This window comes from Solidesulfovibrio aerotolerans (assembly GCF_009856865.1).
In the GTDB taxonomy this organism is placed as follows: Bacteria; Desulfobacterota; Desulfovibrionia; order Desulfovibrionales; family Desulfovibrionaceae; genus Solidesulfovibrio; species Solidesulfovibrio aerotolerans.
Genome location: NZ_WVUD01000017.1, coordinates 25185 through 52151, shown reverse-complemented (window position 1 = coordinate 52151; position 26967 = coordinate 25185). Strand labels below are relative to the sequence as shown.

Sequence of the window (26967 nt, the reverse complement as noted above, 5' to 3'; positions counted from 1 at the left end):
GGGCTGACCTGTCAACTGTCGGGTGGGGGCGGGCGGTTTTTCCTGCGGGATGCCCGTAGGCAAAGGAGGACAGAATGCGACAGTGGCGGCTGCGGTTGTTGTTGCGGCAGGGGCGGTTCTGTCCTATCAATGCAGACGATGCGCATTCATTTAAGGAGATCTGCCATGCGTCCAACCACGCTGCGTCCATTCCTGTTGTATACCGTTTTGGTTTTCTGCCTTGCCGCCACGGCCCTGACTGGTTGCAGCGGACAGGACGCGGAGAAGACGCAGTCGGCCAAGCCGGCCGAGCCGGTCGCCGTCATGGTGCAGGCCAAGGCTCCTGTTGTTGCCGATGTGCCGGTGTATGCCGAATACGTCGGTCGTCTGGCGGCCAAGGAAAACGTGGAGATTCGGGCGAGGCTGGAAGGCTATCTCAAGGAGCGCAACTTCACCGAGGGGTCAATCGTTAAGAAAGGCGATCTGCTCTTCGTCATTGAACCGCGCCAGTATCAGGAGAATCTGCAAAAGGCCAAGGCCGAGTTGGAACGCCAGAACGCTCTTTTCGCCAAAGCCAAAGTCGATTTGTCCCGGTTCGAGCAGCTTTACAAGCAGCAGGCCGTGAGTCGGGACGAATACGACACGCGCCTGACCAACCAGCGCGAACTCTCGGCCAACGTCGATCATGCCAAGGCAGCCGTGGACGCGGCCGAGCGCGACCTGAGCTATACCCGCATCACCGCCCCCATCACCGGGCGCATCGGCAAGACGTACGTCAACGCCGGCAATCTGGTCGGCAAGGGCGACAATACGCTCTTGGCCGAAATCTCCACCACCGACCCCATGTACGTCGATTTTTCCATCAGCGAGCGGGACTATCTGGAATTCTCCAAGGCCCGGCACGCCAATGGCGACAAAGACCGGGAATTTCCCCTGACCCTCATTTTGGCCGACGACTCCGCCTATCCGCTCCAGGGGCAGGCCGACATGGCCGACCGGGCCTTGGACGCCAAGACCGGCACCCTGGCTGTGCGCGGCGTTTTCCCCAACCCCCAAGGGCTGCTCAAACCCGGCCAGTTCGCCAAGATCCGGGCGCTGCTGGAAAACAGGCAGGGGGCCATTCTCGTGCCCCAACGGGCCATCGTGGACGTCCAGGGCAGCAAGTCGGTCTACGTGGTCGGCAAGGACAATCGCATCGAAGCCAAGGCCGTGACCATCGGCGGGTCCAAGGACGGCTCCTTTGTCATCGACGCCGGGCTGACCCCCACAGATATGGTGGTGGTGGAAGGCGTTTCCAAGGTCCGCCCCGGGGCCACGGTCAAGGTCGTCACCGCCCCGGACGCCGCCGTTCCTGCCGCCCCTGCCGCCGCTCCGGCAGCGGCCAAACAGTAGGGTCTGGCCATGGTCAATTTTTTTATCGACCGGCCGGTTTTCGCCTCGGTCCTGTCCATCATCATCACCCTGGTCGGGGCCATCTGCATCCTGACCCTGCCCATTGCCCAGTATCCGCAGATCGTGCCGCCGACGGTCCAGGTGTCGGCCACCTACGACGGCGCTTCCGCCCAGGTGGTGGAAGAGTCCGTGGCCACGCCCATCGAGCAGGAAGTCAACGGCGCCCAGGACATGCTCTACATGAATTCCGTGAGTTCCAACGACGGACGCATGGTCTTAAACGTCACCTTCGACATCTCCCGCGACCTGGATCTAGCCACCGTGGACGTGCAAAACCGGGTGGCCCTGGCCAATTCGCGGCTGCCCTCGGAAGTCGTGCGGCGCGGCATCTCGGTTAAAAAACAGTCCCCGGACATGCTGTTGGTCATTAACTTGAACTCCCCGGATGCCAGCCGGGATACGCTGTTTCTCAACAACTACGCCAAAATAAACATCACCGACGCCCTGGCCCGCGTGCCCGGGGTCGGCAATGTGGCCGTTTTCGGCGAGCGCGACTACGGCATGCGCATCTGGCTCGACCCGGACAAGCTGGCCCGGCTGGGCCTGACCTCCTCCGACGTGGCCCAGGCCATCCGCGACCAGAACGTCCAGGCCCCGGCCGGCCAGATCGGCATGCCGCCGGCTCCGCCGGGCCAGGAGTTCCAGCTCACGGTGCAGGTCAAGGGCCGGCTGGCCGATCCCGAGGAATTCGCCGACATCATCGTGCGCACCGGCAAGGCCGCCGAGATCGTGCGCATCCGCGACGTGGGCCGGGTGGAGCTGGGCAGCCAGAGCTACAACGCTTTTACGCGGCTCAATACAAGCCCCACCTGCACCATCCAGGTCTTTCAGTTGCCCGGGGCCAACGCCCTGGACGTGGTGGCCAAGATCCGGGCGATCATGGCCGAGCAGGCCGGCTATTTCCCCTCGGGCGTGGGCTATACCATTCCGTACGACACCACCAAGTTTGTCACCGCCTCCATCCACGAGGTGCTTAAGACGTTGTTTGAGGCCGTGGCCCTGGTGCTCATCGTGGTCTATATCTTTCTGCAAAACGGCCGGGCCACCCTTATTCCCATGCTCACCGTGCCCGTGTCCCTGGTCGGAGCCTTTGCCTTCATGCAGATGTTCGGCTTTTCCATCAATACCCTGACCCTGTTCGGACTGGTGCTGGCCATCGGCATCGTGGTCGATGACGCCATCGTGGTGGTCGAGGCGGTGCAACACAAAATCGACCACGAAAAAATGAATCCGCGCGACGCCACCCGGGCGGCCATGGCCGAGGTGGCCGGGCCGGTCATCGCCATCTCCCTGGTGCTCATTTCCGTTTTCGTGCCGGTCGCCTTTATGGGCGGCGTCACCGGACGGCTGTACCAGCAGTTTGCCCTGACCCTGGCCGTATCCGTGGCCCTGTCCGCCATCTGCGCGCTCACCCTTTCCCCGGCCCTGTGCGCCCTGATCCTGCGCCCGGCCTCCATGCCGCGCGGCCCGTTGGGAGCCTTTTTCCGGGGCTTTAACTGGCTCTTTGACGTCACCACCAAGGGCTATGCCGCCGGGGTGCGGGTGGCCATCAAACGCATGCTTATCACCGTCGTGTGTCTGGCGGCGGTCGGCGGCGGGGCCTGGCATCTGCTCACCACCCTGCCCACGGGCTTTGTGCCCGACGAGGACCAGGGCTATTTTATCGTCAACCTGATGCTGCCCGAGGGCGCGTCCCTGGAACGCAACGACGCCGTGGTCAAACGCATCGAAGCGCGTATGGCCGCTGATCCGGCCGTGGCCGACGTGCTGGCCCTTGGCGGCTACAATCTGCTCACCAGCGCCTACAGTTCCTACAGCAGCGCCCTGTTCGTGATTTTAAAGCCCTGGGAGGCGCGCAAATCGCCCGAATTGTCCCTGGACGCCGTCATGGGCCGGGCCAGGGCCTCGTTTGCCGATATCCAGGAAGCCGTGGTCATGGCCTTTAACCCCTCGCCCATTCCGGGGCTGGGGACCACCGGCGGCTTCCAGTTCGAGTTGCAGGACCGCACCGGCGGGCCGGTGGATGCGCTGGCCCGCACGGCCTACGATTTTATGGACGAGGCCCGGCGTGAGCCGTCCATCACCGGGCTTTTCACCGATTTCAGCGTGGACGTGCCCCAGCTCTTTTACAACCTCGACCGCGACAAGGTGCAGACCATGGCCATCCCGCCAAGCACCGTGTTCGAGGCCTTGCAGACCTATCTTGGGGGGCTTTACGTCAACGATTTCAACAAATTCGGGCGCACCTACCGGGTCATGCTCCAGGCCGAGCCGCGTTTTCGCGGCAGCCCGGCCGATATCGAGCGTTTCTACGTGCGTTCCGGCACGGGCCAAATGGTTCCCTTAAGCACCTTGGGCCAGACCAGGGATATCCGGGGGCCGGAATACATCCGGCGCTTTAACCTGTTTAGGACCGTGGAGATCAGCGGCGGCACGCCCCCGGGCTTCTCCTCGGGCCAGTCCCTTGCCACCATGGCCCATCTGGCCAACACCAAACTGCCCCAAGGCTACGGCTACGCCTGGACCGGCATCGCCTTCCAGGAAGCCAGCTCCGGGGGCCAGTCGGTCTTTATCTTCGGGCTGGCCCTGCTCATGGTCTTTTTGGTGCTGGCCGCCCAGTACGAGTCCTGGGCCGTGCCCTTTGCCGTCATCCTGGCCGTGCCCCTGGCCGTTTTCGGGGCCATGGCCGGGCAGATGCTGCGCGGGCTGGAAAATAACGTCTACGCCCAGATCGGTCTGGTCATGCTCATCGGGCTGGCCGCCAAAAACGCCATCCTGATTGTGGAATTCGCCAAGGCCCGGCGCGAGGCCGGGGACAGTCCGGCCGAAGCAGCCGTGACCGCCTCGATCCTGCGGTTCCGCCCGATCCTTATGACTTCGTTCGCCTTTATCCTGGGCGTCGTGCCCATGCTGACCGCCACCGGAGCCGGCGCAGCCAGCCGCCATGCCCTGGGCACCGCCGTTTTTGGCGGCATGATCGCGGCCACGGTGCTCGGCGTCTACTTCGTGCCGGCCCTCTACTGCGGCATCCAACGCCTGATCGAACGCGGCGGTAAAAAAGACGCTGAGTAGAAGAGGTAAAAGAGGCAGAGGAGGCAGAGGAGGCAGAAGAGTGCCTCCGGCGGCCGGGGGGGATAATCCCCCCCGGACCCCCTTGATAGGAGAAGTTTTTTAAGGGGGCTGGGGCGTTGGTCGGCTATCGGCCCTTGTGCCATGCGGCCAGTCTTGTCCCCAAGGGCTCCTGTCGCTCTTGCTCCAAACTGATGGGCCCGGCTGTTTTGCGCAAGGCTTTGATTGCGCAAAACAGCCGGGCCGCTGGCGACTTGGCGGTGGGGATTTGGGCTGCGGGCAGCCGGGCTTTGGCGGCTGCCCGCAGCCCAAATCCCCACCGCCATTTCACGCACGCACGTACGCACGTACAACACCCATCCAACCCGCCTCCCCCCACCAAGCGAGGGGTCCGGGGGGATCATCCCCCCGGTGGGGTTCGGGGCAAAGCCCCGATTTGCCTTTCGTCTTCTCTCGTCTTCTCTCGTCTTCTCTCGTCTCTACCAATTCTCAGGCGCGATTTCGAAATAGGCCTGCGGGTGTTCGCAAGCCGGGCATTTGTCCGGGGCGTGGTCGCTGTCCATGGGGTAGCCGCAGTTGCGGCAGCGCCAGGTCACTTTGCCTTCGCGTTTAAAGACTTTGCCGGCTTCGATATTGTCGGCCAGGGTGGTGTAGCGGCGTTTGTGGAAGCCCTCGGCCTTGGCGATGTGCAGGAAGGTGGCGGCCACTTCGGGGTAGCCTTCTTCGCGGGCGACGGCAGCAAACGAGGGGTACATGTCGCCTTCTTCATAAGCTTCGCCGCCGGCCGCTTCGCGCAGATTGGCCACGGTATTGCCGATGACCCCGGCCGGGAAAGCGGCGGTGATTTCCACTTCGCCGCCTTCGAGGTATTTAAACAGCCGTTTGGCGTGTTCTTTTTCCTGGTCGGAGGTTTCGGTGAAGATGGCGGAAATCTGCTCGAAGCCTTCTTTTTTGGCCACCGAGGCAAAGTAGGTGTAGCGGTTTCTGGCCTGGGATTCGCCGGAAAAGGCGATCAGGATGTTTTTTTCGGTCTTGGAGCCTTTCAGTGATTTCATACGTTCTCCGTTTGTTTTTTACGATGGTGCGGATTGTCCCAGGAGGGGTCCACAAATGTTTCAGGCAACTTCGTATGCCATAATCGTTGTTGCGCGCAAGCCGTATCTGTCTATCTGGTCTTAAAACTGCAATACGTGGTGCGCTATGCTGCAGCTCTTGTGATGGGAGCGCGCCGATATTACTGGTCCTTATGCACATTTTTCATGGCTTCAATCAGTGGTCCGAGGTCTGGTCTGACGTTTATGTCATGGACGTCGATGAACCGGATGATGCCATGCTTGTCGACCAGGAGCAGCGCGCGTTCGGCGGTTCCGTCGCTGCGCAAAATGCCGAGCTTTTGGGCCAGCCCGCCGTGGGGCCAGAAATCCGAGGCTACGGGGAACCACAGGCCGCCCATTTCCCGGGTCCAGGCGTGCAGAGTGGGGATGTTGTCCACGGTAACGCCGAGCAGGGCGGTGTTGTAGCCCTCGAAGATGTCCTGGGCGATGTTGTAGCCCGGCCATTGCCCGGAACACACCGGGGTCCAGGCGGCGGGCACGAAGGAGATGACCAGATTTTTCTGGCCGATGAAATCGGCCAGCCGCACCCGGGAGCCGTCAATGGTCGGCAGATCGAAGTCGGGCATGGGGCTGCCGACGGCCACGGCCAGCACGCTGTCGTTGGGCGGCAGATGGGGCACGGGATAGATGTTGCCGGCCAGGGATGGCGCGGCGGCATGTGCGGCCGGGGATTGCTTGGCAGCTTCTGCGCCCGGAGTTGGAGTGCCGGCCGGAGCCGGGGCCGGGGCAGCGGTCGGGGATGGCGCGGCGTTATCTGCGCCCTGTGTTGGAGCGGCGGCCGGGGTCGCAACCGGGGCGGCCAGCAGCAGCGCCGCCAGCAACAGAGCCGTGCCGCATCGGCGCAGGGGCGTATCATGGTTTGGCATAGCGGTTACAACCCGGCCTTGGCGGTTATGGTGGCGAGAAATTCCGTTGGGGAGTGGATGACGCCAAGGTGGGTCAGGACAATTTCATAACCAGCGGGCTTTTTGCGCAGCACGTAGAAAAAGGGCGTTCCCACCTGCCCCACGCGCTGGTGCACGGCAAAGGCGGAATCCGAAAACAGGGCAAAGGGGACGTTGAATTTTTTGCGAAAGATGTCCACTTCCGTATCGGAATTGCCGGCCCCGATGCCGATCAGTTTGATGCGCCCGGACAGGCCCTGTTTTTCGATCAGGCTGTGCAGCGCATTGATATTGGGCGCTTCGCGCTGGCAAAACGGGCAGTACATGCTGAAAATTTCGACCACGAGCACGTCGGCCGCAACGGAGTTGATGGGCGTTGGGCCGGTCTGGGAGGTAATCCCCAGGGACGCGGCCAGTTGCGGGGAGACCGGCCCGAGCAGCGGCACGGCAGGAAAGACCGTTCCCACGGCCAGGGGTTTGGCCCCGGGGGCTTCGGAGGCTTCCACGGCCAGGGCCTGGGTGCTGGCGGCCAAGGCGAGGGTCAGGGCGGCAACGAAGGCGAAAAGTGTTTTCATGGCGTCTCCCGGGCGGCAGTTTGGGCGGCTGCGGGCCGCCATCTGCTTTTATAAGCATTGCGCGGCCCGGGGCAAAGGGTTGTTAAGCGATGTGGGCCGCGTCCATGGCCTGGCCCAGATCGGCGATGATGTCGTCGGCGTCTTCACAGCCAACCGACAGGCGCACCAGGGTGTCGGTGACGCCGATGGCCAAGCGGTCCTCCCGCGGCATTTTGGCGTGGGAGGTGACGGCCGGAAAACAGGCCAGCGATTCGATGCCGCCCAGGCTCACGGCTTCGAGCACCAGCCCAAGGCGGTCCATGAAGGTCCGGGCGGCTGCGGGCGGGCAGTCGAGTGCAAAGGACAGCATGCCGCCAAAGCCGTGCATCTGGCTTTTGGCCAGGGCATGGCCGGGGTGGTCGGGCAGGCCCGGGTAGTGGACGGCGGCAATGCCTTTGCGCGCGGCCAGGAACCCGGCCACGGCCATGGCGTTTTCGTTGTGGCGGGCCATGCGCAGGGCCAGGGTCTTCATGCCGCGCTCAAGGAGATAGCAGTCATAGGTATTTAGCGTCTGGCCGAAGTTGATGGCCCGTTCCCGCACGGCGGCAACAAGTGTCTTGGAGCCGGCCACGGCCCCGCAATTGAGATCGCTGTGGCCGTTTAGGTACTTGGTGCCGCTGTGGATGGACAGGTCAAAGCCAAGTTCCAGCGGGCGCTGGTTTATGGGCGAGGCAAAGGTGTTGTCCACCATGGAGACCAGTCCGCGCTTTTTGGCCAGGGCGGCGACACCGGCAAGGTCGATGATGCGCAGCAGCGGATTGCTCGGCGTCTCCACGAAGACCGCCCGGGTGTGCGCGGTCACGGCCGCTTCCAGCCGGGCCGGATCGGCCTCGGAAACCAACGTGAAGCCGATGCCCAGGCGGGCCAGTTCGGCCATGAGGAAGCGGTGGGTGCCGCCGTAGAGATCGGCCTGGAGGACGACGTGGTCGCCGCTGCCCAGGACCGAGAGGAGGCTTGAAGAAATGGCCGCCATGCCCGAAGCCAGCACCAGCCCGGCTTCGGCCCCTTCCAGGGCGGCCAGCTTTTCGGCCGGCGCGGCCTGGGTGGGAATGTTGCAATAGCGTGGATAGCGGTAGGCGCCTTCCACATCGTCGGCGGCCATGTAGGCGGCGGCGGTGTGGATGGGCGTGGTGACGCCGCCGACGGCGCGGTCAAGACGTTCTCCGGCGCGAATGCTGCGGGTGTTTTCTCCCAGGCGCGACGTATCCATCCCTATCCCCCTTGGCGATCAGTTTCCCGGATATGTACCCGGGACGCCGACGGTTGCCAAGGCAATCACTGCTGTTCGATTTCCACCGGAAAGGGTATGGCCGCAGCAGCGCGCCTGCAGTGCCCGGGGCCGGCGCGGCCAGTGGTGGGGATTACGGCAATCGAAACACTGCTGCAATCTGTCTGTCACGGACGACGGACTATCAGAGCGCCGACACCCCACAACACAGGAGTATACCCATGCGCCGACACGCTTTGCCGCCCTTTTGCGCGGCCGCCATCAATCGCGTGGCCTGGATCGTTCTGGCCATCCTCATTCTGGCCGCGTCCCAGGTCCATGCCGACGCCGGCAAAAGCCCCAAGTACGTGTTTCTGTTCATCGGCGACGGTTTGGCCATGGCCCAGCGCAGCGCCGCTGAATACTATCTGGCCGCCAAAGACGGCAAACCCGAGCCGGGCATTGTCAAATTGACCATGAACCAGATGCCGGTCCAGGGCATGACCACCACCTATTCGCTCAATTCCATCATCACCGACTCCGGCGCGGCCGGCACCGCCCTGGCCAGCGGGGTCAAGTCCTACAACGGAGCTATTGGCGTTGACGGGGCCAAACAGCCCGTGCCCACCATGGCCGAAAAGGCCCGGGACAAAGGCATGAAAGTCGGCGTCGTCTCCAGCGTCTCGCTGGATCATGCCACGCCGGCCTGCTTTTATGCCCACCAGGCCAGCCGCAACAACTACTACGAGATCGCCCTGGATGCGGCCAAGAGCGGCTTTGACTACTTCGGCGGCGGCGGCTTCAAAGACCCGGCCGGCAAGAAATCCAAAGCCGAGGGCGAAAAGCAGAACGCCATGGATGTGCTCAAAACCGCCGGCTACACGGTGGCTGACACCCGCGAAGCCATCCTGGCCGCCAAGCCCGGGGCCAAACTCGTGGCCCTGAATCCCGAACTCGACGCCGACAAGGCCCTGCCCTATGCCCTGGACGGCGACACCAAAGGCCTGACCCTGGCCGAATACACGACCAAGGGTATCGAGTTGCTGGACAATCCCAAAGGCTTCTTCTTTATGGTCGAAGGCGGCAAGATCGACTGGGCCTGCCACGCCAACGATGCCGGCGCGGCCATCAGCGACACCCTGGCCTTTGACGCCGCCGTGGCCGAGGCGGTCGCTTTTGCCCAGAAGCATCCCAAGGAAACGCTGATCGTCGTCACCGGCGACCACGAGTGCGGCGGCATGACCCTGGGCTTTGCCGGCACCCGCTACGGCAACTACTACGACTACCTCAAGGGCCAGAAAGCCTCCTTCGAGGGTTTCACCGCGGCGCTTAAGGAATACAAAAAGACCCACGACGCCGCCTCGGCCAAGTTTGAAGACGTGATCCCCATGATCAAGGAGACCTTTGGCCTCGTCGTTCCGGTCGAAGGCGATCTGGAAGCCATGAAGGCCGCGCCCAAGCCCGACGAGAACGTCACCTCCCCGGCCAACCCCTACGGCATGTATCTGCGCGATTTCGAGCTGACCGCCGTCAAGGACGCCTTTGCCCGCTCCATGCAGGGCGACACGGAAAAATCCGGCAACGAAATGGATTACCGGGCTTACGGCGGCTACGAGCCCCTGGCCGTGACGCTGACCCATATCCTGGATAACAAGGCCGGCATCGCCTGGACGAGCTACTCCCATACCGGCGTGCCTGTCGTGACCTCGGCCGTTGGCCCGGGTTCGGACGTGTTCGCCGGCTACTACGACAACACCGATCTGTCGAAAAAGCTCATGACCGCCCTGGCTGGGAAGTAGGCGGGAGAAGAGAAAAAGATAGAAGAGCCTCCGGCGGCCGGGGGGGATGATCCCCCCGGACCCCCCGACGGGAGAAGTTGTTTAGTGGGGCCGCAGTCGGCCGGAGTGCACCTCCGGCCGGCTGCGGCCCCAAATCTGTCACGGGGCGGCGGCGCTGCCGGAAGGCATAAGGATCGTATGACACGTTCGCTCTTTGGAACACGCAAGGATTTTGTCTTGCTGGCGGTGGTTGGGGCGCTGACTATCGGGCTGTGGTATTGGCCCACGGGTTTTGAGAACCGGCTGCCGGTCGATGCGGTGCAGGTCAAGGCCCGGGTGGTGGCTGTGGATAACGGCCATGTGCGCCAGTACGGTCTGGTGCGTGAGGGCGAACAGCGCGTCACGGCCCAGCCGGTGTCCGGTCCTTTTGCCGGCCAGACCATCGTTGCCGACAATCTCCTGCTCGGCAAGCTGGAGATGGACAAGGTCTTTGCCCCGGGCGACGCGGCGCTTCTCGTGTTGTCGCTGCGCGAGGGGAAGATTGTTTCGGCTGTGGCCCAGGACCATTGGCGCCTGGGGCTGCAAGGGTTGCTCCTGGGGCTTTTTGCCCTGGCTCTGGTGGCCTATGCCGGCGTCACCGGGGTCAAGGCCTTGCTGTCGTTTGTCTTTACGGCCCTGCTGCTGTGGAAAGTGCTGGTCCCGCTGACACTAAACGGCGTCGATCCCCTGCTGACGGTGCTTGGCATCACGGCGGCGCTTATGGCCTGCGTGGTTTTTCTGGTCGGCGGGGTCAACCGCCGGGCCGTGGCCGCCTATCTGGGGTCGCTTGGCGGCGTGGGCGTCACCTGTCTGCTGGCGTTGGCCACGGCTCCGGGCTTTGCTTTGCCCGGCGCGGTCAAGCCCTTTGCCGAGACGCTTCTCTATACCGGTTTTGCCCATCTTGATCTGGGGCGCATGTTTCTGGCCACCATCTGTCTGGGGGCCAGCGGGGCCATCATGGACGTGGCCATGGATGTTGCGGCCAGCCAGGCCGAGGTGGCGACGCATCACCCGGAAATCGGCCGCCTGGGGCTGTGCCTGTCGGGGTTGCGCGTGGGGCGGGTGGTGGTGGGCACCATGGCCACCACGCTGCTTTTGGCCTATTGCGGCGGCTTTCTGGCGCTGCTTATGGTGGTGATGGCCCAAGGCGTGCCGCTTATAAACGTGGCCACCATGCCGCATGTGGCGGCGGAGATCGCCAACACGCTGGTGGGCAGTTTCGGGCTGGTCACCGCCGCGCCGCTGACCGCCGTGGCCGGGGCGCTGCTCTTGGCGCGGCGGCCGGGGGAAGGCGAAGGCAAGACCACGGCGCGCGCCTGATTCCGGTCCGGCCGGGAGGACGCCCCCGGGCACGCCGCGCGTGTGGCGTCAGTTTCCTGGACGGGGTGCGGCGGCCTTGGACGTGGGCGTGTTCTTGGGAGCGGCGGGCGGCCCCAATTTTTTCGGGCTCAGCCCTGGGTGGCTGTCTTTGAGCATGGCGTAGCGGGCCATGATACGATCCACGTAATTGAGCGTTTCCGGGATGTTGGGGACGCCGCCGCAGCGGGCGACGGTCTCGGGTCCGGCGTTGTAGGCGGCCAGGGCCAAACGCACATCGCCGAAACGCACGATAAGCTGCTGGAGAAATTTCGCCCCGGTGGCCACGTTGCGCTCGGGATCAAACGGATCGGCCACGCCGAAATGGGCCTGGGTGTCGGGCATAAGCTGCATGAGCCCGGCCGCGCCCTGGGGCGAGACGGCGCAGGACGAAAAACGCGATTCCTGTTCGATAACGGCATAGAGCAGCTCCGGGGCCAGCCCCGAGGCCGCGCTCTTGGTGCGCACAAGGTCCAGCAGCGGCCCGGAAACGATGACCGCCGGATAGCCCGACCGGCCAAGGGGAGCCGTGCCCATGCGGTGATAGGCCCGGATGGCCTCGGTAATCCAGCCGTCCTTGCGGTCCTTGGAGACAGCGCCCTTGTCGTGGATGATTTTTTTGATGGCCTCAAAACCGAGCTTGGGATCAGCCGGGCCTTCGTAGAGCAGGACGTACTGCTCGGTGCGGGGTTCTTCGCTTAAGTGCAGGAGGCCGTAATCATCCTCGTAGCCGTAGAGGGTGAAGGCGTTGGCCGCGAGGGGGGCAAAGAACAGAAAAATTCCCAGCGCAAGCGGGATACGGGCATAGGGCATGGATTCTCCGGGTTCGCCAGTATTCCATAGGACGGCGAACCCGGTCGGTCAAGGGGCGGTTATTTGCCAAACGGGCATTTGGGATAGGTGCACGAGCGGCACGACAGGCACATGGCACCTTCGGCCAGCTCGGCCAGATCGCGCCGGGTCGGGGTCAGGCCGGCCAGCACCCGGGGCAGCAGCAGATCAAAGCTGGTGGTGCGGTGAAAAAGGGCACAGGCCGGCACGCCGATGACGTCGGCTCCGCCAATGTGCCCGATGATGGCCATGGCCCCGGGCAGCACCGGGATGCCGTGGACGGCGTCGGTCAACCCGGCGTCGTCAAGGCCCAGGCGGGTGACGTCGTCGGGATCAACCGACAGCCCGGCCGTGGTGACGATCAGATCGGCTCCGGCGGCCAAGAGTTCGGCCACGGCCGCAGCCACGGCGGCCCGGTCGTCGGGCACCTTGCGCACGGCCACGACTTCGCCGCCCAGCGCCTCGACCTTGGAGCGTACCACCGGCTCGAACTTGTCCTCGATGATGCCGGAATAGATTTCCGTGCCCGTCACCAGCACCCCGGCCTTGGCCTTGCGGATGGGCAGGATGTTGAAAAGCGGCCCGTCGGCCAGGACATGCTTGGCAACGTCAAAGACGCGGCGCGGCAGATAGAGCGGAATGGCCCGGCAGCCAGCCACAGCCTTGCCCGCCTCCACCACCAGATGGGACTGGCGCGAGGCGCACATGACCCCTTCGATGCAGTTAAAGGCAATCAAGCGGTCCCGGGCCACGGTGAGCAGGCCGCCGACCTCGGCGATCAGTTCGATCTTGCCTTCGCGCGGCGGCCCGGACAGGACAAGCCCCACCCCGGCCATGGCCGTGGCAAAGGCCAGGGCGGCCTCGTTTTCGTGGACGAAATCCCCCAGCGGCTCGGATACGTCTTCCACATAGAGGCTGTTTTTGCCCATGGTCTGGAGCCGGCAGACGTCGCCGGCGTGGATGTCGGCTCCGGCGGCGAATTCCACGCCCTTGGACTGGCCCGGCACGATGCGGGTCATGTCGTGGAGCACCCGACGCCCGGCCGCCTCGCCTACCGGCACGGCCCGCAGGCGCGGGGCGTCGGAGGGGATGACGTAGGGCGCTTCCCCGGCGCAGCCCCGGCAGATGGCCCCGTCGGCCTTGGGATAGCCTTCGCCGCAGGCCGGGCACACGGCAATGGCCCCCATATTGGGCTTGATCAGAAACGAGGGGCGGATCGTGACCGGCGCGACCAGACAGATGTCCCGGGCGGCGGCCTTTATTTCGGCGAATAACAGCGCGCGATCCTGCTCTTTTTTCGGCTTGGTCTTTAAAAACCAGGCCTGGATTTCCGGCCAGTTCCCCAGATGTTTGGGATCAAGCCAGGCCCGGTAGCCCTGGCCGGTAAATTTGTCGTACAGGCTTAGGGCATAGCGGCCGAGGTTTAAAACCCGCATCCAGCCGTTGCCGTAGCTTGGGGGCGTCAGTATCTGCACGGCGTCGGGCAGGCATTTTTTCGTTTCAACGACAGCGTCAAAGAGCGTGTCCTGGGGCAGCAGCGCCCGGGCCGCGTCCACCATGAAACCGCCGATGATAAGCCCCGGGGCCGGGTTGCCGTGGAAGGCGGCGGCCACGTTTAAAAACTCTTCAAAGGTATGGGGGCCAATGGAACTGTCCTGGGCCTTAAGCTCGGTCATATTTGACATAATCAATCTCGCACCGGCACGCCCGGGAAACCAGGGCGGCAGCGGGCAGGGTTAGGATACGTTGGCGTAGACGCGGTTGAGCAGGGACTTAAGCGTGGCCACTTCCTGGCTGGAAAGGCCGAGGCAGGCCTGTTCCAGGCACAGGATGCCAAGGTCAAGGAGCTTGTCCTTGAGGGCGTTGCCGGCCTCGGTCAGGTGAATGCGATGGCTGCGCCGGTCCTTGGGATCAGGCTTTCGCACCACAAGCGCTTTGTCTTCAAGAATTTTGAGCAGGCGGGTGACGTTGGGCTTGTCCTTGTCGGCGCGCCGGGCCAGTTCCACCGGGGTCTGGCCGTCGGCTTCCCACAGCAGATTGAGGATGCCCCATTGGTCCACGGTGATGTCTTCACCGGCTTCCTGGAGAATGGTGTTGCCGAGCAGACGCAGCTTGAGCGCCGTGCGCACCAGCAGAAAACCCAGGGATTGGCGCAAGGGAAAGGGACGGACGTCCTCAGGAGTCAGCAGTGATCCTTCCATAGTAGTTCCTAGCATAACGGTCGGTTGCAACCCAGTCAACGGCTTTTTAAAAAATTCGTGACGCTGCCGGGGGCCACGCGGTGGGTCAAAAAATAGCGAAGCGGCTCTGTGCCAGAGCAGTCCTGACACAGTGCGACAGCCCCGGCGGTGATGCTTTTGGGGTGCAGGAAACGGCTCTGTGCCAGTATCGGACCTGACACAGAGCCACCGTTTGCAGCGAAGGCTCAGGCCGGGGCTACTGTGACAAAGTGCTCCTGCATGCACACGCCGCCGCCGCCCTTGTCCCAGTTGTCGATGCCCTGGGGCATCAGTTCGTTGTCGGCCACGCCGCGGCCCCTGGCCCGGCTCTCGACCGGCAGGGTGTGGCCGAAGCCGTGCACCATAAAGACCGTTTCGGGGTGGATGCCTTCGGTGACCTTGGCCCGCAGCTTGCCGGCGTGGGAACCGTTGCGCACTTCCACCATGGCCCCGTCGGCGATGCCGAGCTTGGCTGCTTCCCCGGCGTTGAGCCACAGTTCGTTTTCCGGCATCTGGGCAAAAAGCAGGGGATTATTCACGGTGTGCCCCTGGGTGTGCGTCCCGACGCGGCCAAAGCTCACGCGGTAGCGTCCCGGCGGCGGCGAGGCCGGCGAGACATAGGGGGCCAGCGAGGACAGGCCGTCAGCTTCCAGTTTGGCCGAGACGATCTCGATCTTGCCCGAGGGGGTTTTAAAGGTCTTGTCGTCCACCGGGCGGTTGAGAGGTCCGCCGAGTTTGACCATGCCGGTGGCCTCGAAATCGGGAATGGTCACGCCGGTGCCTTCCAACTGGAAGTCCCACAGGGCCTCGATGGAGTCGAAATCAAGCTCTTTGACACCCATGTGCCGGGCCAGATCGCGGTAGATCTCCCAGTCGGCCCGGGTGTCGAAGCGAGGGGCAAGGGCGCGTTTTCGCACGAAAAACTGCGGCGCGGCCCCGGCCTTGGAGGCGATCATGGATTCGCGCTCCAGATACGGCGACATGGGCAGCACCACGTCGGCGTACCAAGCCGTATCGGACCAGGAAAAGGTCACGGCCACCAGCAGATCGAGGTTATCCAGCTTCTTTTTAACATCAGCCGTGTCCGGAAACGACATCAGTGGATCGTGGCGGTGGGCGATATAGGCTTTGATCGGATACGGCTCGCCCGTGACCATGGCCTCAAAGGCCAGATTGACCAGACCCGGACCGGCTTCAAAGTGGCTGCGTCCTTCCATCCAGCCGACCCCGTCCACGCGCTTGTCGGCGGGCTTGGGGAACAGGTCCACGAGCTGTTTGAGGCCCTTTTTCCCGACATGGGCCGGCTTGTTGACCAGGGGCAGGCCGCCCTTGGCTCCGATGGAGCCGAGCAGGGCGTTTATGATATAGGCGCTGCGGCAGACCTGGAAGGAATCGCCGTAGCGGGCGGTCATCCAGCCGGGATGCCAGATAACGGCCGGGGCGGCGGCGGCGAGCTGGGTGGCCAGATCGCGGATGCGCCGGGCCGGCACGCCGGTTTCGGCTGCGGCAAACTCCGGATCATAGGGCGCGACAAAGGCCCGCAAGGCATCGAGGTCATTGATCCAGGCCGCAGCGAAATCCTTGTCGTAGAGGTCACGGGTGAGCAGTTCGTGGATCACGGACAGGTTGAAGGCATAGTCCGTGCCCGGGCGCACCATGAGAAATGTGTCGGCCTTGGCGGCGGTGACCGTGGAGCGCACGTCGATGCAGGTGATTTTGCAGCCGGCATCCTTGGCGTCGAGGAGATCGTTGACCTCTTTGACGTTTATGGCCTCAAAGATGTTGCGGGTCTGGAGCACCACATGCTTGCTGTTTTTATAGTCGTAGGCCACATCCTTGCGGCCAAAGCCGAACAGCGACAGGGCGGCATGCTGGACGTTTCGGGCGCAGGCCGAGTCGTGGTTGCAGTAGTTGGGGCTGCCCAGTGCTTTTAAAAAGGCCCGGTGCATGTCACGAAACGGGCCGCCCCGGTCGGAGAGCAGGATGGAGCGCGCGCCGTGGGTCTCGCGGATGCGGGACAGCTCGCCGGCCACATAGTCCAGGGCCTCTTTCCAGGAGACCTTGCGCCATTTGCCTTCACCCCGGGCCCCGGCCCGGATCATGGGGAACTGGGGCCGTTCGTCGTCGGCGATGAGTGCTCCGCCAGCGGCACCCCGGGCGCACAGCGCCCCCTTGATGCCGGCGGCATGGGGGTTGCCTTGCAGATACACAACCTTGTTACCCTCGACAGTGGCCATCATAGGACAGCGTACCGTGCACATGCCGCAGACGCTGTAGACGTTTTCTCGTTTCATGACGTGCTCCGATTGAGACGGCGTTGCGTTTGCAGGAGAGGTTTAATTCTCTCACGCACTAGCAGGCATTCGTGATCCGTGGCAAGGGAAAAGTGTTGTGAAATGAGGAACGTGCATTATAGAGAATCACGGGTTGAAACCAAGACGCTTGTGAAGCCGGGAACTTGTGCCCCACGCGTTGACAAGGCCGGGAAAAACCCGTTTAGACTGATGGAAACCATGGTTCGGGCGCAGGGATTCACCGCCCGGGGAGGTCTGGCGTGTCTGTATCCGATCTGTTTCGCGAAGCGGCGACCGGGCTAAAAAGCCTGTTCGTCGGGCTTGGCATCACGGGCAAGGCCTTTACCCGGCCGGCCGTGACGGTGATCTATCCCCGCCAGGAGGTGGGCAACCTCGACACCTACCGGGGGCATGTGGAACTGATCGGCCGCGAGGACAAGCCGGGCGTGCCGCGCTGCATCGCCTGCGGGGCCTGCACCCGGGCCTGTCCGTCCCAATGCCTGTCCGTGGCCTGTCCCATTGGCGGCGGCAGCGGCAGCGGCCATGAAAACATGGAAGGCGTGGAGATGGCCGGGGAGCTTATCGCCCGGGCTGCCACCATGGCCCCGGCCCCGCAAAAGGGCTGCAAGCTGCCCGGGGCCTTTATCTACGACTATTCCCTGTGCAGTCTGTGCGGCCAGTGTGTGCGGGCCTGTCCTGTGGACTCCCTGCGCTTTTCCCAGCATGTCTATTTCGTCGGTGCCTCGCGCGCCGATTTCCGTCTTGATCTGCTCGCCCGCCTGACCCGGCAGGCGGTCAACGCCCCGGCCCCGACGCCGGCTGTCCCCTTGGAGGAACACGCATGAGCAAGTACATGATCCAACTGGATAAGAAGCGCTGTATCAGCTGCCACGCCTGCGAGGTGCATTGCCAGGTGAAAAATGCCGTGCCTCCCTCGGCCAAGCCCGGCAAGCTGGTCACCATCGGCCCGGACATGGTCAAGGGCAAGCCGCGCCTTTTAAACCTCTATATGTCCTGCTTTCATTGTGAGCGGCCCTGGTGCGTGCCGGCCTGCCCCACGGGTGCCATGACCCGGCGCGAGGAAGACGGCATTGTCTATGTCAAGGAAGAGCTGTGCGTGGGCTGCAAGGCCTGCATCCAGGCCTGCCCCTGGCGTATTCCCCAGTGGAACGAAGTCACGGGCAAGGTGGTCAAGTGCGACTATTGCCGCGAGCGCCTCGACGAGGGGCTTGATCCGTCCTGCGTCACCGGCTGCACGGCCCATGCCCTGCGCTTTGTGCGGCCTGGAAAAAAAAACGAGGATGAGCGCGACGTCTACGGCAAGCGGCTGCTTTTAAGACAGATGTAAGGCGGGCGTCGGCTTGCGTATGGTTCGGGCCGGTGTCCGGGAGCGTCTCCCGGGCACCGGCCCTGTGCGTTGTGCGCAGCGAGCATGCGGGCACACTGGGCTCTCTCCTGACTGTTCTTGCCGCACCCCCGCGCCGGGCCTGCCCCGGCCAGCCAAAAGACAGACGCGTCCCCAGGGCCTATCCGCCCGGGGACGCGTCATGAGGTGGAGGGATGCGCGGGGGTTATGAGGAAGAAGCGTTTATGGCCTGATGGTCCCTAGTTGAAATACTTGTTTTGCAGCCACTGCTTGATGGCACCGCTGGGGGCGTACACACCCTTGTTGAAACCTTGGTCCTCCATGAACTCCCGGGCCAGATCCTCGGGGATTTCAAAAGAGGCCAGTTCCACGCAGTCCTCGGAGTTGCGGCGCACCAGCGACATCTGCGGCGTGCCGGTCCAGGTGTTGATTACGAAATACGTGGAAAAATCGTTCTTCGAGGTCACCGGCTTATGCTGGGCATGCCAGGAATTATTGCCCCATTCGAGGTACAGCGTCACGGCGTCTTCAGGGGTCATGTCCCAGTCGATGACGAGTCCGGACAGATCGGTTTGGGTCTGCATGGGTATCCTCCGTGCGGTTGTGTGCACCCGAAAATTGCTGCAAGTGATATGAGACAAATCTAATCCCTTTTATCTTCTGGTCAAGCACAATTTGCACGAAAGTCGGAAAGTATTTTTTGTCGGCAGCGATCCCATTGCGCCGGGCCGCCCAAACAATCCGGCCCCGGCCCAGGTAGCCATGCCTGGACCGGGGCCGGACCTCGGGAGGGATTGTCCGATTTTGGGGAAGGGAACCGCTTGTCCACGTATTGCCAGGGTGCTCTGCCGCGCCGCCGACCTCGCCCATCGAGGGGCCGGGGGAGCCTCCCCCGGCCGGGCGCAGGGCACAGCTCCGAATTGTTCGCAGTCGCTTGTCCGGGCCTCAGCCGCCGGCGAAGCGACGGGCTTTGGCATTGGCTTTGGCCTCGGCGCGGCGCTCGGTGCGAAAGGCTTCGATGGCGGCCAGTTTGTCCGGGGGCAGCACGGCCGCCAGTCGTTGGTCGGTTTCCCGGGCGATGTGGCGCATGTCGTCGCGAAGGGCCATCATGCCGGCTAGACCGGGGGTGACGGCCAGCCGGGCGCGGGCCGTTTCCTGGCGCTTGCGCGTCTGCTCGATGAGAATGGGGCGCACGGCGGTCAGTTCCTGGGGTGTGAGAGACACCCGGGCGGTGAGGCCTTTGAGAAAGCCGTCCACCAGGGTTTCCGGCGCAATATCCAGGGCGGCCGGTATATCGGCGGCCCGGGCGGGCAGGGCGGTTAAAAGTACAAAGGCGGAGAGGACCCAGGCAGCGGCCAGAGCCAGGGCGGCAGCCACATGCAGGGGCGATGTGCGGTATTGGCGTATCAATGGAAACCTCCTCGCAAAAGACGTGGGCGTCTTATTTGCCGGGGAGGTCGGGCGGCGGCGGCTCGCGGTTACAGGCCGCATCGAAATGGCGTCTGGCTCAATTCCTGCTACCAATTCCCACTTGATTTGTGAACCAATGTCATCAATTATAAAAATAGCTTGCTATCACTGCCTCCGATTGGACAGGGCTGGTACCCGTTTCGCGCTTCCGTGCCCGCCGCCATCAGGTGAGGCAGCGCTTCCCTGCGGCGTACCGCTGGCGGTTTGATTCTGGAGACTGTTCACAACATTTCGGGGGAGTCTGTCGTGGTGCGTTTTCACCTTGGGAGATTGGCCGCAAGCCCATCTCGCCCCTGTCTGGAGGCGGCGCGGCCGCAGCAGCGCGGGGCCTGCGCCAGCCGGCTGTTTGGCCTTGTCTGGCTCGTTGTCGTGGCGCTGGTCCCGACAGCGGGCTTGGCCGTGGACTTATCCCCCCCGGAAGCGCGCTACGTCGCGCAGCACGGCGAGGTCAGCCTGTGCGTGGACCCGAATTGGGCACCCTTTGAAACGATCAACGCCCAGGGCGAGCACGAGGGCATCGCCGCCGATCTGCTGCGGCTGGTGGCCGAGCGGACCGGGCTGCGTTTTAAACTGACGCCCACCGCCACCTGGGACGAGAGTCTGGCCGCCTCCCGGGACGGGCGATGCAAGGTGTTAAGCTTTCTCAATAAAACGCCACAGCGCGAGAAATGGCTTCTTTTCTCGCGGCCGCTTTTCAGCGACGTCAACGTCTTTATCACCCGCGAGGAACACCCCTTTATCTCCGATCCGGCCAAACTGACGGGCGAAAGCATTGCCTTTCCTTCCGGCACCGCCATGGAAGAACTGATCCGGCGCGACTATCCCAACCTGACGGTGCATACCACGGCCACCGAAGACGAGGCCATCAGCATGGTTTCGGCCAAAAAAGCGGACATGACCATGCGTTCGCTTATTGTCGCCGCCTACACCATCAAAAAACAGGGCCTTTTCAATGTAAAGATCGCCGGACAACTGCCCTATTATTCAAACAACCTGTGCATCGGCATCGCGCAGGGCGACGAGACGCTGCAAGGCATTCTCAACAAGGGCATCGCCGCCATCACCACGGCTGAGCGGGCTGCCATCGAGAACCGGCACGTGTCCATCAATGTCCAGACGGTTACGGACTACGGCCAACTGGCCAAGGTGCTGGGCGTGGTTTGTGTTTTGGCTGGGCTGGGCGGGCTGTGGGCCGTAAAGGTCAAGCGGCTCAATGCGGCCCTGCGCAAAGAGATCGAACACCGGGAGGAACTGGAGCGGATGCGCGACGATGTGGAGCAGATCATCCGCCACGACCTGGTTTCGCCGCTGTCCGGCATCATCAGTATCCCGGAATTGCTGGAAGGGCAGGGGAACCTGACCTCGTACCAGCAGGAGTTGTTGCAGCACGTGGCCGCCTCGGGCCGGCGCATGCTGGCCACCATTCGCTTAAGCGGCGATCTGACCCGGATGGAGAAGGGCACGTACAGGCCCGCCGCGACCGAATGCGATGTCCTGGGGCTTTTCCGGGGCATCCGGGCCAATCTGGCGGATCTTTTCGAGCCTAAGGAGCTTGGCTTTACGGTGTGCGTGGATGGGCGCGCGGTTGTCCCCGGGGAGTGGCTGACGGTGCGCGGCGACGCCAATTTGCTGGGCAACCTGTTCGAGAATCTGATCAAAAACGCCGCCGAAGCCTCGCCCCCGGGCGGCGAGGTGCGTCTTGCCATCGACACCGCCGCCGGGACGTTTTCCCTGTGGAACCCGGGCGAAGTGCCGGCAGCCATTGCGGCGACGGTTTTCGAGAAATACGTCACCAGCGGCAAGACCTTCGGCACCGGGCTTGGTGCCTATTCGGCCCGGCTCATTGCCCGGGCCCACGGCGGCGACGTGACCCTTGACACCTCGGAGCCGGGCGCGACCACGGTGCGGGTGCATCTGCCCATAAGCGGGGCCGCCCCTGGAAAAGCAGGATCGTGAATAGAATACTAAATGCGGCGCGGTAATGCTGGACGCCAGAGCGTCAAGAGCCGAACGCGACGTCAGCCGCAGCGGCGGCAGGCGGTCAGGGCGGCCGTGGCGGCCTGGCCGACGGTTGTGGGGACAAGCTGCCAGCCGTCGTAGAAAGCAAAAGGGTAGGGGTCGGTGGCGGCAGCAGCCAGGGCGGCGAGCAGGCTGCGCGAGGGATCGGGCTTGATCCGGGCCAGGGCCAGACAGGCCAGTCCCCGGGCTTCGCCGTCGCAGTCGGCCACCGCAGCGCTCAGTTCGGCCAAGGCGTGGGCGGCCAGCAGCGGTGCTGCCTGGGCCAGCCGGCAGATGGCCCACCAGGAACCCCGGCGCAGGGGCGCGTGGTCGATGTAGGTGCAGTCGCCATCCATATCCTGGACATAGGAAATGAGGATGCGGTGGTAGTCGCTGGCCAGGGCAGGAACCCGGGCGAGTGTTTCGCCCATGCACTGGGGGATGCCCCAGGCGATGTTGCCGGACTCCTCATTGACCCGCCACATGAGGTTGCGCCAGACTTCCCGGGTGTCTTCCAGGCGCGCGGCGGCCAGTTCGGCCATGGCCGCACCAAAGGCGGTGACGGCGCGCCAGCCGGTCAACGGATCGCGGTCAAGGAGCAGGGAAAAAAGCGGCCCCAGGCGTACGGCCGGGGCGATAGCGGCCAGGGCGGCCAGGGCCGGGTCGGCCTCGGGACCGGCCAGGGCTTGGCGGATGACGGGGAGCAGTTGTCGCCGTGACGGCATGGGGTGGTCCTTGGGGAGCGTCCCGGCCGGGACGAAGCGGCCGGCCGGGACGCTGGCAGGTCGGTGCTAGGCCTTGGCCAGGCCGTCCTCGATTTCGCGCACCATGCCCGGATGGGGCTCGAAGCCGGTCTCCCGGGCGCGGTCCATGAATTCCTTGGCCTTGACGAAATCATTTTGTTCCATGGCCACCAGGGCCAGGTTGTTCAGTGCCGGGCCGAACATGGGTTCGATCTCCAGGGCCTTGACGCTGAAGTGCTCGGCGGCAGCGACATCGCCCTTCATGAACATGGCGCTGGCCAGGGTGCCCAGGGCCTGCACGTATTTGGGGTCGATCTTGACGGCCCGGCGCAGGGATTTTTCCGCCTTGGCCACATCGCCGCGCTGGAGATGGACAAAGCCGATGTTGCCAAACGGCACGGCAAAAAGGGGCCGCGCCCGGCAGGCCTTTTCGTTCCATTCCAGGCAGCCGTCGAGATCGCCCTTGTTCAGAGCCAGACCGCCGAGTTGGACATAGCCTTCGGCCAGATTCGGCGAGCATTCGACGGCCTGGAGAAATTCCGCCTCGGCTTCAATCAGCCGGCCCTTGGCCACGTAGGCGGAGCCCAGGTTGTAATGGGACACGCCGCAACCGGGGTTGGCGGACAGGCGCTTTTTCAGCTCGTCGATAAATTCGTCAGGGGTGTTGGCGGTATAATCCATGGAATATCCTTCTCGAAGTTATTTCACCGGCCCCAGGTCGGCTTCGATGCCTTCCCGAGCCAGCAGTTCCTTGTGCCATTTGCTAAACGCGTACATGCCCCGGTGGCGTTCCGAACCGGTCATGACGCCCAGGCACAGTTCCCAGGCTCCCTTGGCGAACTCGTCGGAAGCGCCGGGCGTGGCAGCCAGAAATTCGGCGATGAGCTGCTGGCTGGTGCGCCGGGAGGCGTCCTCGCGCAGATCCAGCGGGTCCATGGGCTCCTGGAAGGGGTCCCAGGTATCGTAGCCCACCTTGTCAATAAACTTGCGCCGCCGGGGCTTGACCTTGTCGTAGATGGCGCGCTTGAGCGCGGCCAGTTCTTCGGGGCTATGCGCCATGCCCGTCATCCTTGTCCGTGGGCGCGCCGTCCGGGCCGGGAAGCACCCAGGACGTGGAGCCGCCGCAGGAGGAGCAGGCCGACGAGCCGGCCGTTTCCCCGCAGGAGCCGCAGTTTGCGGCCGGCGCGGCTGCGCCAAGGGTTGCCTGCAGGGGCTGCATTTGCGGGGTTGGGGCCGCCGGGGCCGGGGCTGCCGCTTCGGGCGACTTGACCAGATCGTCCTCGGTCAGGATGCCGAGGTAGTCGTCGTCGAATTCGGTCACCAGGGCAAAGGACACGGGCACGAGCATTTCGCCCAAAAGCGGCAGCCGGGTGGGCAGGGCGGCCACGACTTCCTGCGACAGGGCCACCAGCTTGTCTTGGAGCTTCTCGATTTTCACCGTGGGATAGCGTCCGCCCGGGGTGAACCCGGTATTGCCGCAGGTGCGCGCCTCGCCGGAAATTTCCAGGGGCACGCCGTAGAGCCGGCAGGTGATGGGGCGGAAGGGATAGAGCACGCAGTGGTCGTCGTCGCCCAAAAGCGGGCAGCGGATGCGCTCGCGGGACATGCTTTCCAGGATGTCCCGGGTGGACACGCCCTGTTCGCCGGCCCGAAAGGCCTTGCGTTTGAGCTTGGCGGCGTCGCGGTCGGCGCTGTTGGCCCGCTCCAGCACGGCGTCGCGGGCCGGACCGGAGGGGAAGGCGGCCTGGAATTTGTGATTGAGGTACAGGGCCTCGATAAAGGTCAGGTCGAACAGGGCATGGCAGCAGTCGCTGCAACCCGCGCCGCAACTGACAAAATCCGGGCACATTTCCGACACCTTGGCAAAGGCGGCGTCGGCCTCGGCGGCAAGTGCTTCGTAACGGGCAAAGGCGGGAGAAAAATCCAACTGCATCGGTGGACTCCGGCGGCCCGGGACCGGTCCCCGCCGAAAGCCCGGCAAAGGGTCAGGCGGCCCGGGCCGGAGACGGCAACGGGAGCGGACGAAAACCGCCCACTCCCATTTGCCGGTTAACTATTTAAAGGGCTATTCTTCTTCGACAATAAGGGCATTCTGGTCGCAGACCTCGACGCAGGATTCGCAGCCCAGGCATTCTTCCATGTTAACGGCCACGGCCTTGCCGTCCTGCATCTCATAGACTTCCACCGGGCACACGTCCACGCATTCGCCGTCGCCAATGCACTTTTGGGTGTCGACAATGACGCGATATCCCATGACAAACCTCCGAAACCTTGGCCACTTTGCATAATTATGGTTTTATACCGAGGAGTTAGCGGGGCTGTCCACGCACGAGCCATAAAGATCAGGCAGGCTTAGCGCCGGGTCGGTTTCGTGTCAAGGGAATGGGTGGCGCCAGGGTGACGTCTCTGGCCGCTGCTGGCGGATGGGGCGGGTGTTTTGGGGCTGGCGACGATTTTTTTTTCAAAGATCGCGTGTTTCGCTTGGGCCGTGTAACCGGGGCTATGGCTGGGTCGTCTTCCTATGTTTATGAAAATGAAAGACTTTTTTTTCTGAAAAGAGGCTAAAGTTCCTGATGCATACTGCCGAAAAGCGAGATGTAGGAGCATTTTAACCTTTACGCAGGGACGCCTGAAAGCCAAGGACGGCCATGGGCAAGCTTACCTATTTACACCCGCGACGCGGCGACGTTCAACCAGTTCTTGTGCTGCTCACTTCGCACCGGCTGGATTGCTTTCTCGTTTGCATCCGATGCCTGGAGCGCTACACCACCCTGGAGCGTTTTAAGCACATTTACGTGGTGGCCAACGCCCTGGCCCCGGACCATCTGGCTATGGCCCGGGGTTTTGTAGGGAGGCACAGCAACGCCACCCTGGTCGAACGCGGGCCGCGCGGCCTGGTTCCGGCCGTGCTGGCTGCCCAAAACGAGATACTCGCCGCCCACTATGACGACGTGATCATCAAGATCGACGAAGACCTCTTCGTAACCCCGCACTGGTTGGAACACCTCGTGGACGGGTATCTCGACCATGCCGAACGGCCCGATGTGCCGCTGGTCATGCCGTTGGTGCCGGTCAGCCCGAGCGGCCGCCATGTCTTGAACCGCTTTTTGCGCCTGTCCTATCCCTCCGAGCGCTCCATGTTCACCGGCCCGCCCATTGAGGAAAACTGGGTCTACCATCGTTGGATGTGGGAAAAGCTCATCCACGAGAACTTGGCCGACGTCTATTTGCACGACGCGCCGCCCAAGTATTCCTACGTCGGCTACCTGACGATCAATTGCGTGATTTTCGATCACCGCATGATGCAGCTTGTGTTGCCCTTCCCGACCCACCGCGTCGCTGGTCAGGCCACCTCTGACGAGAAGGTGATCAATCTGGCCTTGCACGCCGGCAAGATGAAGGTGGCGGTGCTGGGCCGCAGTCTGGCCCACCACTACAGTTTCTCCAAGTGTGAGGACTATCTGCGCTCCCACATGCCTCTGGAGCGGGTCTGGCGTTTCATGCAGGGCCTGCCCGACGCCCTGCCCCTGGTCAGCCGTCGTCGCAGCGCGGCCATCCCCGGCGATCTGCGCCTGCTGCGGGTTGGCAGTTGATCGTTTCCCCTTTCCGTCCGTAGCCTCCCCTTTGCAACTCCCTCTGGCCGGCCCGGCCTGCCGACTCCTCCCCAGATAGTCGGCAGGCCGGGCGACGGGGCAGCAGAAGCCTGGCTGCCGGCTCTGGTCTGTTCCGGTCGGTTGCCGGCACGGGGCAGGCAGCGTACAGCAAATCCTCGCGAGGCGGCCTGGACGGTGCCCGCCTCGACTTTCGTCCCCGCGCGCCGCCGCAGCATGTGCAAGGCGGCGCGACGACCCAGGAGGCGCGTATGGCCCCACCCAACGCCCCGGATCAGACCTGCCGGTATCCGCTGGCCGGCTATGACAAGCTGGTCTTTCTGGAAAACGTGGTCACCAACCCCAATATCCGCGTCGGGCGCTATACCTATTTCGACGCCAGTGGCACACCAGGGGAGCGGGCTGCGGATTTTGAGCGCCAAAACGTTCTGTATCATTTTGATTTTATTGGCGACAAACTCATCATCGGCGCGTTTTGCGCCCTTGGCAGCGGCGTGCGTTTTATGATGCACGGGGCCAACCATTCCCTGGGCGGCGTTTCGACCTATCCGTTCGCCATTTTTGGGCATGGCTGGGAAAAGGCCGGTCTGCCGTCCGGCCCGTACAGCGATACCGTGGTCGGCAGCGACGTCTGGATCGGCTACGGGGCACTCATTTTGCCCGGGCGGCGCATCGGCCACGGGGCCGTGGTCGGGGCCGGGAGCGTGGTGACCGGGGACGTGCCGCCTTACGCCGTGGTGGGCGGCAATCCGGCCCGCGTCATCCGGGAGCGCTATTCTGCGACGGACGTGGCGCGGTTGCTGGCCCTGTCCTGGTGGGACTGGCCCATCGAAAAGATCAGCCGCAACGTGGCCGGGCTCGCAGCCGGGGATATCGACGCCCTGGAACGGGCCGAATAGCCAACGAGCCAGTGCGGCCCGGCAGCCAGCGCCCGAGGGGCAA

The 26967-nt window shown here is 63.7% G+C and carries 24 protein-coding genes; 9 read left to right on the top strand and 15 right to left on the bottom strand.

Features of this window, described 5'->3' with window-relative positions:
- Positions 1 to 165 precede the first annotated feature (165 nt).
- Positions 166 to 1371, top strand: a complete 1206-nt coding sequence (locus GTA51_RS10850) for an efflux RND transporter periplasmic adaptor subunit (RefSeq protein WP_160961019.1) — start codon at positions 166 to 168, stop codon at positions 1369 to 1371.
- Between the two features lie 9 nt (positions 1372 to 1380).
- Entirely contained in the window at positions 1381 to 4503 is a 3123-nt protein-coding gene (locus GTA51_RS10845; RefSeq protein ID WP_160961017.1) for an efflux RND transporter permease subunit, read from the top strand.
- Positions 4504 to 4979: 476 nt separating this feature from the next.
- On the opposite strand, the gene rbr is transcribed toward GTA51_RS10845, so the two are convergent.
- The 4 genes from rbr to GTA51_RS10825 form a co-directional block, all read right to left on the bottom strand.
- Complete coding sequence (rbr, locus tag GTA51_RS10840; RefSeq protein ID WP_160961015.1) at positions 4980 to 5555, bottom strand: rubrerythrin; 576 nt, start codon at positions 5553 to 5555, stop codon at positions 4980 to 4982.
- A gap of 179 nt (positions 5556 to 5734) precedes the next feature.
- Positions 5735 to 6481 (bottom strand): redoxin domain-containing protein, encoded by a 747-nt coding sequence (locus tag GTA51_RS10835; protein ID WP_343039506.1) that lies wholly within the window; start codon positions 6479 to 6481, stop codon positions 5735 to 5737.
- Positions 6482 to 6486: 5 nt separating this feature from the next.
- Complete coding sequence (locus GTA51_RS10830; RefSeq protein WP_160961014.1) at positions 6487 to 7074, bottom strand: peroxiredoxin family protein; 588 nt, start codon at positions 7072 to 7074, stop codon at positions 6487 to 6489.
- 82 nt (positions 7075 to 7156) lie between these two features.
- Positions 7157 to 8323, bottom strand: coding sequence for a trans-sulfuration enzyme family protein (locus tag GTA51_RS10825; protein ID WP_160961012.1), 1167 nt, complete (start codon positions 8321 to 8323; stop codon positions 7157 to 7159).
- Positions 8324 to 8562: 239 nt separating this feature from the next.
- Between GTA51_RS10825 and GTA51_RS10820 the strand changes: the two genes are divergently transcribed.
- The gene (locus tag GTA51_RS10820) at positions 8563 to 10119 is read left to right on the top strand and encodes an alkaline phosphatase (protein ID WP_160961011.1); all 1557 of its coding nucleotides are present in this window, start codon (positions 8563 to 8565) and stop codon (positions 10117 to 10119) included.
- Positions 10120 to 10296: 177 nt separating this feature from the next.
- Positions 10297 to 11457 carry a YibE/F family protein gene (locus GTA51_RS10815; protein WP_160961009.1) on the top strand — a complete coding sequence of 387 codons (1161 nt, stop codon included), beginning with the start codon at positions 10297 to 10299 and terminating at the stop codon, positions 11455 to 11457.
- A gap of 48 nt (positions 11458 to 11505) precedes the next feature.
- On the opposite strand, the gene GTA51_RS10810 is transcribed toward GTA51_RS10815, so the two are convergent.
- From GTA51_RS10810 to GTA51_RS10795, 4 genes are all read right to left on the bottom strand, one after another.
- Positions 11506 to 12306: a lytic transglycosylase domain-containing protein gene (locus tag GTA51_RS10810; RefSeq protein ID WP_160961008.1), complete on the bottom strand. Its 801-nt coding sequence runs from the start codon at positions 12304 to 12306 to the stop codon at positions 11506 to 11508.
- 59 nt (positions 12307 to 12365) lie between these two features.
- Positions 12366 to 14009 (bottom strand): FmdE family protein, encoded by a 1644-nt coding sequence (locus tag GTA51_RS10805; protein ID WP_160961006.1) that lies wholly within the window; start codon positions 14007 to 14009, stop codon positions 12366 to 12368.
- A 51-nt stretch (positions 14010 to 14060) separates the two neighbouring features.
- Positions 14061 to 14525, bottom strand: coding sequence for a MarR family winged helix-turn-helix transcriptional regulator (locus GTA51_RS10800; RefSeq protein WP_160961005.1), 465 nt, complete (start codon positions 14523 to 14525; stop codon positions 14061 to 14063).
- A gap of 224 nt (positions 14526 to 14749) precedes the next feature.
- Positions 14750 to 16837: a molybdopterin-containing oxidoreductase family protein gene (locus GTA51_RS10795; RefSeq protein ID WP_160961003.1), complete on the bottom strand. Its 2088-nt coding sequence runs from the start codon at positions 16835 to 16837 to the stop codon at positions 14750 to 14752.
- 260 nt (positions 16838 to 17097) lie between these two features.
- Between GTA51_RS10795 and GTA51_RS10790 the strand changes: the two genes are divergently transcribed.
- Both GTA51_RS10790 and GTA51_RS10785 read left to right on the top strand, forming a co-directional pair.
- The gene (locus GTA51_RS10790; RefSeq protein ID WP_160961002.1) at positions 17098 to 17682 is read left to right on the top strand and encodes a 4Fe-4S binding protein; all 585 of its coding nucleotides are present in this window, start codon (positions 17098 to 17100) and stop codon (positions 17680 to 17682) included.
- A complete protein-coding gene (locus GTA51_RS10785) occupies positions 17679 to 18185 on the top strand; it encodes a 4Fe-4S dicluster domain-containing protein (RefSeq protein WP_160961000.1) in 507 nt (168 codons plus the stop codon). Before GTA51_RS10790 ends, GTA51_RS10785 begins: the two co-directional genes overlap by 4 nt.
- A gap of 257 nt (positions 18186 to 18442) precedes the next feature.
- On the opposite strand, the gene GTA51_RS10780 is transcribed toward GTA51_RS10785, so the two are convergent.
- Together GTA51_RS10780 and GTA51_RS10775 are read right to left on the bottom strand one after the other, a co-directional pair.
- Positions 18443 to 18787: a DVU0772 family protein gene (locus GTA51_RS10780; RefSeq protein ID WP_160960999.1), complete on the bottom strand. Its 345-nt coding sequence runs from the start codon at positions 18785 to 18787 to the stop codon at positions 18443 to 18445.
- Positions 18788 to 19148: 361 nt separating this feature from the next.
- Positions 19149 to 19613 carry a hypothetical protein gene (locus GTA51_RS10775; protein WP_160960997.1) on the bottom strand — a complete coding sequence of 155 codons (465 nt, stop codon included), beginning with the start codon at positions 19611 to 19613 and terminating at the stop codon, positions 19149 to 19151.
- 306 nt (positions 19614 to 19919) lie between these two features.
- On the opposite strand from GTA51_RS10775, the gene GTA51_RS10770 reads away from it, so the two are divergent.
- Entirely contained in the window at positions 19920 to 21629 is a 1710-nt protein-coding gene (locus GTA51_RS10770) for a transporter substrate-binding domain-containing protein (RefSeq protein WP_160960995.1), read from the top strand.
- Positions 21630 to 21691: 62 nt separating this feature from the next.
- On the opposite strand, the gene GTA51_RS10765 is transcribed toward GTA51_RS10770, so the two are convergent.
- The 5 genes from GTA51_RS10765 to GTA51_RS10745 all read right to left on the bottom strand — a co-directional run bounded on the left by GTA51_RS10765 (position 21692) and on the right by GTA51_RS10745 (position 24668).
- Positions 21692 to 22396, bottom strand: a complete 705-nt coding sequence (locus tag GTA51_RS10765) for a DVU0298 family protein (RefSeq protein ID WP_160960994.1) — start codon at positions 22394 to 22396, stop codon at positions 21692 to 21694.
- A gap of 66 nt (positions 22397 to 22462) precedes the next feature.
- Positions 22463 to 23095, bottom strand: a complete 633-nt coding sequence (locus tag GTA51_RS10760) for a tetratricopeptide repeat protein (RefSeq protein WP_160960992.1) — start codon at positions 23093 to 23095, stop codon at positions 22463 to 22465.
- Between the two features lie 18 nt (positions 23096 to 23113).
- Complete coding sequence (locus GTA51_RS10755; RefSeq protein ID WP_160960990.1) at positions 23114 to 23473, bottom strand: 30S ribosomal protein S16; 360 nt, start codon at positions 23471 to 23473, stop codon at positions 23114 to 23116.
- Complete coding sequence (locus GTA51_RS10750; protein WP_160960989.1) at positions 23463 to 24347, bottom strand: YkgJ family cysteine cluster protein; 885 nt, start codon at positions 24345 to 24347, stop codon at positions 23463 to 23465. Before GTA51_RS10750 ends, GTA51_RS10755 begins: the two co-directional genes overlap by 11 nt.
- A gap of 132 nt (positions 24348 to 24479) precedes the next feature.
- Positions 24480 to 24668 (bottom strand): ferredoxin, encoded by a 189-nt coding sequence (locus GTA51_RS10745; RefSeq protein WP_043637204.1) that lies wholly within the window; start codon positions 24666 to 24668, stop codon positions 24480 to 24482.
- Between the two features lie 394 nt (positions 24669 to 25062).
- Between GTA51_RS10745 and GTA51_RS10740 the strand changes: the two genes are divergently transcribed.
- Together GTA51_RS10740 and GTA51_RS10735 are read left to right on the top strand one after the other, a co-directional pair.
- A complete protein-coding gene (locus tag GTA51_RS10740; RefSeq protein ID WP_160960987.1) occupies positions 25063 to 26007 on the top strand; it encodes a glycosyltransferase family 2 protein in 945 nt (314 codons plus the stop codon).
- Between the two features lie 269 nt (positions 26008 to 26276).
- Positions 26277 to 26924 carry a CatB-related O-acetyltransferase gene (locus GTA51_RS10735; RefSeq protein WP_160960985.1) on the top strand — a complete coding sequence of 216 codons (648 nt, stop codon included), beginning with the start codon at positions 26277 to 26279 and terminating at the stop codon, positions 26922 to 26924.
- The last annotated feature ends 43 nt before the right edge of the window (positions 26925 to 26967 follow it).

Excerpts from the sequence above, each read along its gene's own strand:
- GTA51_RS10850 (WP_160961019.1), top strand. The coding sequence starts at position 166 with ATGCGTCCAACCACGCTGCGTCCATTCCTGTTGTATACCGTTTTGGTT.
- GTA51_RS10845 (WP_160961017.1), top strand. The coding sequence starts at position 1,381 with ATGGTCAATTTTTTTATCGACCGGCCGGTTTTCGCCTCGGTCCTGTCC.
- rbr (WP_160961015.1), bottom strand. The coding sequence starts at position 5,555 with ATGAAATCACTGAAAGGCTCCAAGACCGAAAAAAACATCCTGATCGCC.
- GTA51_RS10835 (WP_343039506.1), bottom strand. The coding sequence starts at position 6,481 with ATGCCAAACCATGATACGCCCCTGCGCCGATGCGGCACGGCTCTGTTG.
- GTA51_RS10830 (WP_160961014.1), bottom strand. The coding sequence starts at position 7,074 with ATGAAAACACTTTTCGCCTTCGTTGCCGCCCTGACCCTCGCCTTGGCC.
- GTA51_RS10825 (WP_160961012.1), bottom strand. The coding sequence starts at position 8,323 with ATGGATACGTCGCGCCTGGGAGAAAACACCCGCAGCATTCGCGCCGGA.
- GTA51_RS10820 (WP_160961011.1), top strand. The coding sequence starts at position 8,563 with ATGCGCCGACACGCTTTGCCGCCCTTTTGCGCGGCCGCCATCAATCGC.
- GTA51_RS10815 (WP_160961009.1), top strand. The coding sequence starts at position 10,297 with ATGACACGTTCGCTCTTTGGAACACGCAAGGATTTTGTCTTGCTGGCG.
- GTA51_RS10810 (WP_160961008.1), bottom strand. The coding sequence starts at position 12,306 with ATGCCCTATGCCCGTATCCCGCTTGCGCTGGGAATTTTTCTGTTCTTT.
- GTA51_RS10805 (WP_160961006.1), bottom strand. The coding sequence starts at position 14,009 with ATGTCAAATATGACCGAGCTTAAGGCCCAGGACAGTTCCATTGGCCCC.
- GTA51_RS10800 (WP_160961005.1), bottom strand. The coding sequence starts at position 14,525 with ATGGAAGGATCACTGCTGACTCCTGAGGACGTCCGTCCCTTTCCCTTG.
- GTA51_RS10795 (WP_160961003.1), bottom strand. The coding sequence starts at position 16,837 with ATGAAACGAGAAAACGTCTACAGCGTCTGCGGCATGTGCACGGTACGC.
- GTA51_RS10785 (WP_160961000.1), top strand. The coding sequence starts at position 17,679 with ATGAGCAAGTACATGATCCAACTGGATAAGAAGCGCTGTATCAGCTGC.
- GTA51_RS10780 (WP_160960999.1), bottom strand. The coding sequence starts at position 18,787 with ATGCAGACCCAAACCGATCTGTCCGGACTCGTCATCGACTGGGACATG.
- GTA51_RS10765 (WP_160960994.1), bottom strand. The coding sequence starts at position 22,396 with ATGCCGTCACGGCGACAACTGCTCCCCGTCATCCGCCAAGCCCTGGCC.
- GTA51_RS10760 (WP_160960992.1), bottom strand. The coding sequence starts at position 23,095 with ATGGATTATACCGCCAACACCCCTGACGAATTTATCGACGAGCTGAAA.
- GTA51_RS10755 (WP_160960990.1), bottom strand. The coding sequence starts at position 23,473 with ATGGCGCATAGCCCCGAAGAACTGGCCGCGCTCAAGCGCGCCATCTAC.
- GTA51_RS10750 (WP_160960989.1), bottom strand. The coding sequence starts at position 24,347 with ATGCAGTTGGATTTTTCTCCCGCCTTTGCCCGTTACGAAGCACTTGCC.
- GTA51_RS10745 (WP_043637204.1), bottom strand. The coding sequence starts at position 24,668 with ATGGGATATCGCGTCATTGTCGACACCCAAAAGTGCATTGGCGACGGC.
- GTA51_RS10740 (WP_160960987.1), top strand. The coding sequence starts at position 25,063 with ATGGGCAAGCTTACCTATTTACACCCGCGACGCGGCGACGTTCAACCA.
- GTA51_RS10735 (WP_160960985.1), top strand. The coding sequence starts at position 26,277 with ATGGCCCCACCCAACGCCCCGGATCAGACCTGCCGGTATCCGCTGGCC.